Annotated in this window: 8 protein-coding genes and 1 pseudogene; 3 read left to right on the forward strand and 6 right to left on the reverse strand. The window is 32.7% G+C overall.

The features are described 5' to 3' along the window. Positions 1-6: 6 nt before the first annotated feature. The 4 genes from IGJ19_RS00250 to IGJ19_RS00265 form a co-directional block, all read right to left on the reverse strand. Positions 7-462, reverse strand: a complete 456-nt coding sequence (locus tag IGJ19_RS00250; protein ID WP_071867753.1) for a PTS sugar transporter subunit IIA — start codon at positions 460-462, stop codon at positions 7-9. After that, entirely contained in the window at positions 452-2407 is a 1956-nt protein-coding gene (locus tag IGJ19_RS00255; RefSeq protein WP_430604276.1) for a BglG family transcription antiterminator, read from the reverse strand. Before IGJ19_RS00255 ends, IGJ19_RS00250 begins: the two co-directional genes overlap by 11 nt. Before the next feature lie 805 nt (positions 2408-3212). Beyond that, positions 3213-4394, reverse strand: a complete 1182-nt coding sequence (locus IGJ19_RS00260; protein ID WP_430604277.1) for a helix-turn-helix domain-containing protein — start codon at positions 4392-4394, stop codon at positions 3213-3215. Between the two features lie 29 nt (positions 4395-4423). Further along, positions 4424-5074 (reverse strand): hypothetical protein, encoded by a 651-nt coding sequence (locus IGJ19_RS00265; protein ID WP_430604278.1) that lies wholly within the window; start codon positions 5072-5074, stop codon positions 4424-4426. 403 nt (positions 5075-5477) lie between these two features. On the opposite strand from IGJ19_RS00265, the gene IGJ19_RS00270 reads away from it, so the two are divergent. Together IGJ19_RS00270 and IGJ19_RS00275 are read left to right on the forward strand one after the other, a co-directional pair. Beyond that, on the forward strand, positions 5478-5849 hold the full coding sequence (locus tag IGJ19_RS00270) for a hypothetical protein (RefSeq protein WP_430604279.1): 372 nt from the start codon (positions 5478-5480) through the stop codon (positions 5847-5849). Positions 5850-5999: 150 nt separating this feature from the next. Then, the gene (locus tag IGJ19_RS00275; protein WP_430604280.1) at positions 6000-7997 is read left to right on the forward strand and encodes a hypothetical protein; all 1998 of its coding nucleotides are present in this window, start codon (positions 6000-6002) and stop codon (positions 7995-7997) included. A gap of 86 nt (positions 7998-8083) precedes the next feature. Here IGJ19_RS00275 and IGJ19_RS00280 read toward each other — a convergent pair. Then, positions 8084-8389, reverse strand: a pseudogene (locus tag IGJ19_RS00280) (IS5/IS1182 family transposase); the annotation flags it as partial. Between the two features lie 70 nt (positions 8390-8459). After that, positions 8460-9941 carry a helix-turn-helix domain-containing protein gene (locus IGJ19_RS00285; RefSeq protein WP_430604281.1) on the reverse strand — a complete coding sequence of 494 codons (1482 nt, stop codon included), beginning with the start codon at positions 9939-9941 and terminating at the stop codon, positions 8460-8462. A 263-nt stretch (positions 9942-10204) separates the two neighbouring features. On the opposite strand from IGJ19_RS00285, the gene IGJ19_RS00290 reads away from it, so the two are divergent. After that, positions 10205-12697: a bacterial Ig-like domain-containing protein gene (locus tag IGJ19_RS00290; protein ID WP_430604282.1), complete on the forward strand. Its 2493-nt coding sequence runs from the start codon at positions 10205-10207 to the stop codon at positions 12695-12697. The last annotated feature ends 281 nt before the right edge of the window (positions 12698-12978 follow it).

Below are 12978 nucleotides of genomic sequence, written 5' to 3' on the forward strand. Positions count from 1 at the left end.
TCCTCCTTAATGTAAGCCATATTTTTTGATAATCGCTAGATATTCTGTTTCTGTAGTGAGTGTTAAGAGTTCCTCTAAAACGCCAGGTTTCTGGAACATCTCAATCAATTGTTGTAACATTTCCAACTGTTCATGAGGTTCTTTCAACGCAAGCATAAACAACAATGAAACATCTATCTCTTTATCATTGGTGCCCATTTCAATAAATGGTAATGGTTTTTTGAGTGACATGAACGCCACTTGTGATTCATTGACATACTGGCTATCTGTATGTGGAATCGCAACGCCTATACCGTTGATGGCTAAGCCTGTCGGAAATACTTCCTCACGTCGAATAATATTTTGATAGAAATCATCCGTGACACATTGTTTCTTTCGTAGTTCTTCTGATAGCTTTTGCAACGCTTCTTCTTTCGTTGCGAATGATTGATTCAATAACGCAAGTTGATGATCAAAAAACAAGCTCATTCCCTCCTCTTATAAGTCTGTGATAAAGTTCATCTGGTGTTTGACTCGCTACAATCCACTGGATTTCTTCTGACGAATTGAACAAGTCATAAATTGAAGCGATCAATTCTTTTGCTTCGGTCATATTTTCTTCAGCGATTGCTAATAAAACAATCAATTGGATCTTTGTGTCTCCCCAAGCAATTGGTGAAGCAAGTGTGACAAATGCCAATTTTGTTTCTTTCACTGTATGTGGATCAGCATGAGGGATGGCCACCCCGGTTTTTAGTCCTGTACTACCTAATTCTTCTCGATCAAATAAAGAGCGTTTAAAACCGTGGCTAACTAAGTCTTTTTCCAAGTAATCATCGGCTAAAAAAGACAAGATCGCTTCTTTTGTTGAAAAGGGCTTTTGTATATAAATGAAATCTGGGTCAAGATATTTTTTTAGTAAAGTGGGCGATTGATATTTTTTTGAATGGAATTTTTTTTCATTTTCATTCAAATTAGAAATTCTTGCTGAAATGTTTGTGATTTCCTCGGTAGTTGGTAAAGCAGACACGTACATAACAGGCGGTTCTACTTCTTCTAAAGGGATTGTTGAAATGATTAGATCAACCATTTCCAAAGAAGTATGAGAGAGTTTGTTTGATTGAATGATTTCTAAAACCGTATTCGCCGAAATGGTCTGCTTGATCCGATTGAAAATCAATTCTGAAGTGGCAAGGCCAGAGCGACAAACGATGAGGATATGATTTGTCATCTTTCGCTTTTCAAAAGCCAGTTGGAAATGAATCGTGAGAAAAGAGACTTCATCCTCTGTTAAAGAACAGCGGAATTCTTTCTCTAACTCGCTAATCGCATACTTGGTCAATGTGAACATCGTCGAATATTGTGTTTTGATACTTTTAAGCAAAGGGTTCTTGATCAACATACCAGTTTTCAGACGATGGATCATGGGTACGATATGTGAGAGCAAGGCTTGTAACAACAGTTCATCTTGTGTCAGATCAATTTTCAATAAAGTCGACATTTTATCAATGATTTGTTTTGTGGAAACTGTGATTACTGAATCAGGCTTATCCGTACTTTGGACATAAGGTTCGATCCCATGAGCAAGTAAAAGCGAACAGATATATTGGATATCTGACTCCTGTAATGAAATAGACAAGGATTCATTGACCATTTCGGCAAATGAACGGGCAATCATATACAGTTTCATTCGTTTCAATTCATCAAAGACTAGCTGTTCTTGCTTTTCGATGTGATGATCTAAAAGAAGCCTAGATAAAAAAATCTGTAAGGATAAAGATAATGATTCTACAAAATAGTTATTAATTTGCCGTCCAATTTGCTGGATCATCCCATAAATAAACTGTTCTGTCAGGTCAATAATTCGCTCATCAAACAGCGAAGGAATAGAAGTATGTTGACTTCCTTCAGTTTCCATATATGGTTCTAAGAATGATTTGAAAACATTTTGTTGAACAGACTCATCTGCGATCAATTGCAATCCATGTGACGTTACTTTTCCTGTGATCTGTTTCGATTGGCAAAATCTTACGATGTCATCTACATCATTTTTGATCGATTGCTGGCTCACAAAAAAGTATTCAGCAAACTCATGATAACGCATGGCTTTTTCTGAAAAAAAATAGTTCCCGAATATAAACAAGCGTCGGTATTCTGGGGAGTATTCATCAAGAATGAGTTGCTCATATACCAACAAAGAACGTGCATTTTGTTTCGCTGATTCAGTACCTTCTAAGCGAATACCCTTGCGAGGTAGCTTAGTGATCACGGTACCAGTTTCTTTTATTTTTTCTTCCAAACTTGTTAAGTCGTTGTAAACTGTCTTAGGAGAGACATACAACTGTTTTTGGAAAAATGCTGCTGGTTGATACTTTTCTTGGTCTAAAAGTAGACGTAGCAACAACTTTTCCCTTTTGCTTAAACTCATCGAACCCACCTCCGGAAGCGCTTCCTTAATTCTATCTTAATGAAATTTTGTTATGTAGTAAATGATAATTAATTACCACATTAATGTGGTAGTCCTTGGTATAACAATGTTTTTTCGATTTCAACGGACAGTTTATGAGTGGGACAAGGTAATGATAAAAAGGAATTAATCAAAGTTTAATGCTTAGCAGAATGTTTAAAGGGGACGAGTGAGTAAAAGAGAAGTTGTTGTTTCAATACTGATTTTTAGTTGTTATTGTTTGGCTTAAATAAATGCCAATAGAATCCAAGTGCATGAAAAACGAAGGCTTTAGAATGAATAAGAGAATAGGCAAAGTGAGCAAATCAGTGTTAATTTTTATCAAGAGAATTTGAACAAATCGATGTATTTATTAAAGTGGATTTTACTCTGAGCGTTCTGATTTCATATGTACAGCTGTGCGAGCGGAGCTAGAAAAAACATAAAGAGCATATAGCTATTATTTTAGAAAGTGACTATCCGTACAGAAGTAATGTTTTTTTTATTATTGATAAAGAAATCAGCGGGGAGTTGCTAAAAGAGACAGTTATCAGTGTCAAAGTTTGGGAAGAATCAATGTAATAGTTGGAATCAAAGAGATATTTAATAGAATTGGTACTTAAAGTAGCATAAAAAATAGTCTAGATGACCTATTTAGAATTGAAGTGAGCATTCAAAATAAGCCATCAAAGCTAAAAAAAATTTTTGGCTTTGATGGCTTGTTATTGGAAAAATTACTTTTGGTAAATTTCATGAGGTAAAAAATTGCTAGAAGGTTTAACTGTTCCTATTTTCGATTAGGTGAAAAAGGGATGATATTTGAATGATAATAGTCTGTTCGAACCGTATCATTGAATTTTGTTAAAAAGTCTTCATCAACACTGAGTAGGTTAGCTAGAAAAGAAAGCTCAATATTGTATTTATCCAAAAAATCACTTAATAAAAGAAGTTGATTATCAAAAACAAAATGAAGAAGTGCGCGAATCTTGCCAGGTTGGACTATTGGAATATCTTCATCTAGAGGTTCTTTTTGGCGCATATTGTATTTATTGAGTGAAGCATAAAAATATCTGTTTTCCTCGAAACTAAGTAAGTCCAATTTATACGCACGGTACTCTAAAGCAATGATTGAAACCATATATTTCATTTTCAATTCCACATAAGAGTATGGGTTCGATTTCTTTTTGATTTGCTTAAAATCGTTGATAAATTCTTGTTCCGGAAGTAAGAAATAAGAGGCGAAGTCATTTGCTTCTTTTTCAATGACCTTATGTTCGTCTTTAGAAAGGCTATCCATATCAATCAATCGATGCATTAAAAGGTGTCCTAGTTCATGTGCTAAATCAAAATTTCTTCTGACAGAGGATTTTTTTCGATTTCCTAAAATGATAAAGGGACGGTTTTCTTTCGTCCAAACACTATAGGCATCAATCTCTGCGCCCATATTTTTTTCAAGAATCGAAATTCCAGACATCTCAAATTTATACAATAATTCTTTATTATTCTTTATATTTAATTCAATTCTAGCTTTTTCTGCTAGATGTTGAATGATCATTTTTTTATCAGTAGTTTTAGAAGCGCCATAATAATAGACTTCAGATGCTTGTCTTAATTGGTAGATTATTTTTGGTGGCTCCTCTACATTCGCTTCAAATGCTAAGATAAAATGGCTAATGAAATTTAAATACGTTGTTTCCATCTTTGCTTTTTTTCTAGCTTCGCGATCTTCTGCTCTATAGGCGATCCGTTCAATAGTCGCGATGTTTTTGATGAAAGATTCGGTATAAAAGAATTGGGGTTTTACAAAAAAAATTTGCTTGAATTCATTTATAATCTCAAATTTGGGCACCGTATATCCATTTTCATATTGCCATATCGCTTGCTCGCTGACATTGACTAAATCAGCGAGTTCTTTTCTGGAGAGACCTTTTAACTCTCGAACAGCTTGCAATTTCTCTCCGAAAAACATAGTTAACACATCCTAACTTTTTAATTTCATCAATTTTCTTTTTCCTCTATCTCTACAGCGACAGAAAGTCCAAAAGCATTTGGTTCTCCGGAAAAGATCGTTTGATCGGTCGTTTTTTCTTCTTTGATGATCGCTACGTCATCATATGTAATCTCATAGGTGCTAGTAGCCATATAAGTGGATAAATCTTTTATCAAAACTAAACTCATTGTCTCACTATTTGGCATCATTAAGTGGATAGAATCAATTATTTTAGTGGCATCATTGATTTCGTATGTAACTATGTAAAAACGAGAACAAGCATGTTCAACCGCTAACGAGCGACCTTCTTGGATCGCTTTTATTTCTTCGGGATAATTTAATTCTAATTCGATTTGCTCGGTTTGTTCTAAAAGCGTCAATCCTGTTTCTGTGAATGCGGGAAGATTAAGATCGGCTAAGTCTGTTAGGTAGTTTTTTTCTTTTTTTATCACGCCATCAAACGTTTGTCGGATTCTTCGAGAGTTCTTGACGATCAACATAAAAGTATCGGCTTCTTCATTTAGAGTGAACTGTAAATATTCCCAAGTATAGCCAGCTTTTTCAACTGTAAAATCAATGCCAACACTTTGTCCGATTTTTGCTACTTGATCATCAATGTGATTCCCTTTCGTCCAAGCGTATGCACCACTAACCAACATTTCCTTCTTCTTTGCTTTACGTTCATCAAGATAGTGTAATTATCCTTTCAAAGTGCCATCGACGATTGCTTGATAAATGCCTTCATTTAACTGGAATACGTTCATAAAACCTCCCATTTTTCAATTGATATGAGTATTATACAATAATTCAAAAAGTAAAAACATTGATTTTTCATTTTTTTTAAAGTGAATGGGGAATATGACGAACAATTCTTTTTTTAGGTTATTTCTCGAAGTTAAGAACTTTTGTCACAACCTCATGTACAATTATGACTTCAAAAAGGTATTTTTTGACTAATATCGAAAACCATCGACAGAAAATGGTATAAGTGATGTATATCCACTTGTAAGAAAGTTAAATAGTTAGCCTATGCAAAACATCTATTTTGGAGTTGATGCGAACATGAAAATCATATTAAGTAATATATTAAGAAACGTGTTACTTGCTTCATATTTAAGTACGATAGTAATTGGGCTAATAAAAATATTTTTAAAACAAGAATTTGTTATATTCAGCCTACCCGATATTTTATTGATTTTAGGATTAGCGATACTAAATGAAGAAAAGATCTATCTAAAAATTGGTAAACTGAAAGCATTTTTGCTCACTTTTCTTCTGCTGTATACATTTGAATCAACAGTGGAATACAGGAGTAATTATAAAATCGTTCTTCCCCTTAATAAGTACCTATGGATAATAGCAGTAGTTTCTTTAGGAATGTGTTTCTATTATCTGAGGAATTACTTTATAAAAAAAGACATTAAAGTAGAGTAAAAGAGTATTTCTAGTTAAGATATTTCTCCCCTATTAGTTCAGTAGATTGCTGTGAAATTTTGGAAAGTACATTTTTTGTAATATATATTTTACAAAATAAAATTTTTTAAAGCTATGTGTTACTAAAAGCGAATGAAGGAGTATTTCAGTATGGCAAATAACTTTTATACAAAAAATCCACAATTTGATTATTTAGATTATATGAGTGAATTACAAAAACTAAAAAAAAAGAAATTTGTTGAAAAGCTATTTACAGGAGCACTAGAAGATCCAAATCTTTTTTTATGTAAAATTAGAGCTCTTGGTTTAGAAATTAATGAGTATTCATGTTTGAAACAAACAAATCCATATCTAGATAAATACAATTTGTTTCTTAGTCAATGTACTGATAAAAAAATAAAAGAAAAGATAGAAAGACATTTAAAACATGTTAATCAGTTACAAAATTTATTTATAGAGTCTAATAACTCTATAAATAAAGAACTTAGTGAAACGATTATAAATAATAAGCATATTTTGGTTATTTTTATTATTTTTTTAGAAAGTCAATTGAGTTTATTAAGAGAGCAAAATGATTTGGATATTAGTCTTGAAAAAAGAGTGAATTCTTATGATAGTTACATATTTAGTTCCGGAAATATTTTAAGATACTTACTCCACCATATTTTATTAGAAGAACAATGCGGAATTAATCGAATTTTTTCTGAAAAAGATTTATTGTGGAATGTAAAAATATATTCTAAATATCAAGATAGGGATAATTTAATGGATGCATTTGAGTATTGGAAATATTCAGATATAAAAATAGAAAGAAAACCTGATAAAATAAGTATTGATTTTTTAGATGAAGATTTTAATAGGGCTGTTTTGGTCTCTAATTTTAGATATAAAAGATTTATGACTAGTATTGAATTAGATATTTTAAATTATAAATTAGAAAAAGACCAACGAAGTATTGATGGAGCTATTGATGAAGAATTATCAACTTTTTTGTCAGAAGAACTTTGTCGAAGATATATTGGACAGGAAAATTTAGATAAAAAAATTTATGACATTGAAATCAGAAAATGGATAGATGGTATTTATTTTTTACAACATGAGTCTATTTTATATTTTAATAAAAAGAAGAATAGAGCTATTTATTCTGTACAGAATTTATGTGTTGTAAAATCAGAGTTTGATTGGATCAAAAGATTATCTCATTTTTCTTCCAATATAACGAATAAAGAAGCAAAAGTTATAATAGAGAAATTTACTTTCAGCAAGAAATCAAAGGATTTAATTGACGCACCATTAATAAAAGTTCAAGATAAATTAATACTATTACCTACATTGGCCAAAGAAACTCGCCCATTATCAGCAATTTTATCAATGTTTTCTAAAGATGAGGAAGGAGATAGAAAAAATAGAGAAGACACTGCCTTAGGATTTAAAGGACTTATGCTTGAACAACGTACTAAGCATTTATTAAAAGTTTGTAGCCAGATTGATGCTAAACGTTTACATGTTAAAATGACAAAAGAAATAGGCTTGGAAAGGGAGATAGATTTAGCCTTTGTTTTAGATGGAATTCTGTTTTTAATTGAATGTAAATCTTTCAATCAGCCATATACAGTGAGGGAGCATGCTAAAACGAATAAGAAAATAAAAGAGGCGATTAAACAATTAAATAAGAATGCTGATTATTTCGAAGAGAATATGTCTATAACAATAAGACAATTGGGATTAAGTGAAAAAAAATCAATAAAAAAAGTTCAACGTGTATTACTTACCTCTACTATTCTTGGCGAAGCTGGAGCACAAGAAAATGTATTAATAGTTGATGAATCTTCATTAAATGCATTTTTGTTAAGAAATCCTCCAACCGTTTCCCATGCTGATGATACTATCAAAGAAAGAATATATTTAGATAAAGAAAATATATATTCAGGAAAAGTTACAGCAGAAAAGTTATTAAATTTTTTGAAAAAACAACTTTCAATCAAGCTTATGCAAAGTCTTATAGTAAAAGAACATAATTTAGATGGAGAAATAGGTTACAAATGTTGTAGAAAAGATATTGAAGATTTTTATTTGGAAAATGATGAAGAAAAAAACATAGCTTTAGATAGAATCTTTTCTGCTTATGAGAAAACTTTATCAAAATAGTTTTTTATTTCAAAATTATATTAAATGAAAATTGTTATAAAACGATTATCACAGATAATAGCAAGAAAGTGGGATATTAGTCCTTTCTAAAAAATAGAGAAGAGTCCAATTTTAACAAAATCCATCAAAATTGGACTTTTTTTATTCGTATTCGTATGTTTCTCTCCATGTATTTCCCTAACTTTCTCAAATTAGTGCGATAAGTGGCAATCCGATATCAATTGTCGCTGCTTGTCTCCCACGTAAGTGAAAACGTTGGAACGCAATTGAGCCTTCATATTCGTACAATGTGAAATCTTGGACAAATCCACCTGTATCTTTTTCCGACTATTGCCTTTGAACGGGACAGATCGGTTTGTTAGGCAAATATACTCGTCTTGTTCTTTCAAATAGTACTAATTTTGATTCTATTTGCTCTTCTCTTTGCTTTCTTTTTAATCACAATTGAGTAAGCGCTTAATATTAGCGGAATTGATTTTTCTGACTCTTTTGTTTGTCTAGATAGGTTTCTTGGATCAGGAAGAGTAATTCTTTCCATCTTGTTTCATTATCTAATGACTCTAAATAAAAAATCTTCTTATTTGCTGTGGACCGTTCTAATGTATCTGTGATGACGATATCTGATAAAGAATAATTATCTGTGATCATAATTTGCTTTTCATTGAATAGATGTCTAAGCTGATTCTCAATAAAAAAACTTGCAGTAAAATCTTTGGACAGATATAAATAGATGTTCACTTCTGACTTCATTTCAGAAGTGAGAAGAGTATAAAGTTGATTTGATAAGTAATTTTTATGCTTTTCATTAAGAGTAAGGGATGACAGATTCATTTCAATGATCGACATATATTCATTTTTTACATGTGACTGAAAAGACCAAGAAGGAATAAATAAATCAGTAAAGCAATCTAATACATCACCAACTAAAAAATAAAAAGTATTGAACAATGTTAAATAGTAGTTAAATAAATATCGTTCTTCTTCTGAAGTACTATCGTCTATCAAAATAGCATTCAAGCTAAGAATATCTCTAGACAATGTACAGTAAGGATGGTTTTCTTTAACAAAAGTTTTTCCTAAATCGATTTTATCCTGTGTTTGAATGATATCTGAAATAAAAATACGTGCAAGGAAATTAAAATATTGAATTTCCGTTTTTTCCACGTTTCTTTCGAGAGGACCAAATATATTCTGTTGAAAAATCGAAGCTATACCAAGAATTTCATGAACAATCGTGAAGAGCGTTTGGATCAATCGCTCTTTTGGTGGAGTCACATAATTCTGATTTTTGACTCTGATTTGCAAAATAGCATAGAGAATACAAAGGGATCTATTTTTTATATTTGATCGTTTGTGTGAGTTGGTCAATATTTCTTCTGGAATATTCTTTAGAATGCTTTCAAGGGATATATCACAAAAAGGCCATTCTATATCTTGAAATGAATCCTGCAAGAATACATAAGAAAACAACCGTATATTCATTTCATTTCCTTTTAAAGAATAAATTCCTTTTGTAATAGTAATTGTGAAGTCGAAAGCTGAGAATAATTCATTTAGATTCTGGGTAATCTTATTCAGATAACTAGTTGAGATAAAAAGCTCATTTATGATTGTATTTTTATCAAGTGAAGTTCTAGTGAGTAATAAAACAGTATAATTAAACATCGTATTTCTTTTAAGTAATTGAAGCTTTAGATTGTATGCCACATCGATTGCTTTTGATTTAAATGTGGGATGGATTTGAATAATACCAGATTTTTTTATCACTATAAAGTCTTTGAGATCTTGATGTTCTTCTAAATGTTTTTTTATAGTTGAAATGGCTTCTCTAACGGTTCTTTTAGATAACTTCAAATCTCGTGAAATATCAGCAGTCGTTGTTTGATCTTTATTTACAATAAAAAATAGAACTGCTAATTCTTTTCTTAAATAGTCTGGTATCATCCTCATTTACTCCATTTCTTGAATACAATTTTTGTCGTTTATTCTACAGAAATTGTGGATAGTAGTCGTTTTTTCGTCATGTTATTATATCACTGTTGGTATAGATATGTAAAACGATAAAATGTTATTTTTTAAAATTTTAAATCCTGTATTTAAATGTTTTTCATTTTTTCAACGTTATTTTTTAGATGGTTGGAAAATACATTTATCAAGTTTACACATCTGAATGGGAAAATAGGTTGAAAATGAAATGGAGAGAAGCAATGAAAAAGAAATTTGTAGCTATTTTTAGTGTCATGCTATTAGTAAGCCCTTCCTTAGTAGGAACAGGACAAGTAGTGGCGGAGACTATTGAAACAGAGCAGTCACAGGAACTAGAGGCGCAAGAGGTCGACAAAGGAGATATGACTGGTAGCACTGAAAGCATGCTTGAAAATAGCACAACTAGTGAATCGATTGAGAGCATTATAGAAGATTCTACCAATCAATCCAATAACACTGAGGTAGAAAATGAGAAAGCATCTTTCAGTGAAGATTCAATGCCCATTGTAGAAGTGGAAGATAGTTCTTTAGCTAACACAGTTGGAGAGGATTTAGTGTCGCAAGAAGAAACTACAAATGGAGAAGTCAGTTTAATAGTCAATGAAGTTGCATCTGGTCACTTGGGTACAGTTGATTGGGTAATTGAGGCTGATGGCACTTTGCATATAGGGGCAGGTCAATTATCGCCAACGGTTATGACGAATGGGCGTTCACCATTTTTTTCATATGCTGATCAAATTACTTCAATAATTTTTGAAGGAAAGGTAATAGCAGGTGAATCTTTAGAAATGCTATTTTGTGATTTGAACAAAGTTAGAAACATAGAAAAGCTAAGCTATCTTGATACGAGCCAAACTACTAATATGCATTATATGTTTTCGGGTATGTCTGGATTAACTTCAATTGATGTATCAGGATTTGACACAAGTAAAGTGACGGATATGAGACAGATGTTTGCTGGAGCAAGCAGTTTGACCTCTCTTGATATATCAAATTTTGATACGAGTTCTGTCACGTATATGGGAGAAATGTTTTATGCAATGACAAATTTAACTTTACTTGATTTATCCAATTTTGAAACACCTAATCTTACGAATATGATGGGTATGTTTTCTTATGCGGGTATAAAATCACTGGATATATCAAATTTTAATACCTTGCAAGCAAAAATGGGTCCAGATACTTTTTGGCAAACGCCGATTGAACATATCAAGCTAGGAGAAAATTTTGTATTTAAAGATTCTCTATTAGGTTCACCACCAATTGATAATACCTACATTGGAAAATGGCAGAAAGACCAGTCAGGTCCTCTTTATACTTCTTTAGAGTTAGCAACTAATTATATGGGTGCAACCATGAAGGGAGATTGGTATTGGGCTACTTCACAAGAAAGTATTGAAGTGATTGATTCTTCTATCTATGAAGGGGATAAATGGGAAGCAAAAGATAATTTTGTTTCTGCGAAAGATAAAGACGGGAATCCAGTGGCTTTTGAAGATCTGACAGTTGAAGGCACAGTGGATACTACGAAGGCTGGTACGTATGAAGTGAAATACAGCTATGACGGAGCAACAAGCATTGCTAAAATCACCGTGAAAGAAATCCAAACGGCTGTAAATGTCCATGACTCCACTGTTTATATCGGTTCAACATGGAAAGAAGAAGATAATTTTGATAGTGCAGTTGATAAAGATGGCAATCCAGTAGGTATCGAGGCAGTGGCAGTTGAAGGCACAGTAGATACAACGAAAGTCGGCACCTATGAAGTAAAATACAGCTATGACGGCGTGACAAGTATCGCTACAATTACGGTGAAGGCAAACCAAACAGTAGTGAATGTCCATGACTCCACGCTCTATATCGGTACGAATTGGAAAGCAGAAGATAACTTTGACAGTGCGGTTGACGGAGAGGGCAATCCAATAGGCATGGAAGCTGTGACAGTCGAAGGCACGGTAGATACCACGAAAGCTGGCACATATGAAGTAAAGTACAGCTATGACGGCGTGACAAGTATCGCTACAATCACAGTGAAAGCAATCCAAACAGCTGTAAATGTCCATGACTCCACTGTTTATATTGGTTCAACATGGAAAGCAGAAGATAACTTTGACAGTGCGGTTGATGAAGATGGCAATCCAGTAGATTTCAAAGCTATAACGGTGGAAGGTGCGGTGGATACAACGAAAGCTAGCACGTATGAAGTGAAGTACAGTTATGCCGGCGTGACAAATGTCGCCACGATCACGGTGAAAGAAATCGGAGCGCCGACCATAAATGTCCATGACTCCACGCTTTATGTTGGCGCAACATGGAAAGCAGAAGACAACTTTGACAGTGCAGTTGATGAAGATGGCAATCCAGTAAGTTTCGAAGCTGTAACGGTGGAAGGTAGTGTAGATACCACGAAAGCTGGTACCTATGAAGTAACCTATAGCTATAAAGGTGTAACGAGCACCGCCGCGATCACTGTTAGAGCTAAAGACAAAAATGGAACTACAAGCAATGATAATAAAGGTACACATTCTCAAAATACAAACAATAAAACAAGCAATAAAACAAGCAACAAAACTAGTAATAGAACGAATAATAAAATCAGCAATAAAAATCTACCCCACACTGGAGAGCAAACAAACCATATATGGCAACTAGTTGGACTAGTAACATTTCTTGTTTCATTAATCTATTTAACAAGAAGAAAGAAAATCCAATAAGATGATTCAAGTAGATAGAATGTTCAATCATTTGCTAATAGACTAAAGTTGATTTCTTATTTTTTGATCAAACAATACCAGCATGAGAACGAATTTTGTTTGAAAAAATCAAAATTTGTTGAGCTGATATTAGGTGGTTCTGATATGTATAGATTCACCTTTTATGTAAAAATTAGGTAGTTGAAGTGATTGAGATGCTTAGTGAGAAAATTTAAATATGATTGAAGACTGAGAGCTTAGATACCTCTCAGTCTTTTCGTTATTCGATCCACCTTTTATAC

The sequence above is a fragment of the Enterococcus sp. DIV1368b genome, from assembly GCF_050529595.1.
Taxonomy (GTDB): Bacteria; Bacillota; Bacilli; order Lactobacillales; family Enterococcaceae; genus Enterococcus_B; species Enterococcus_B mundtii.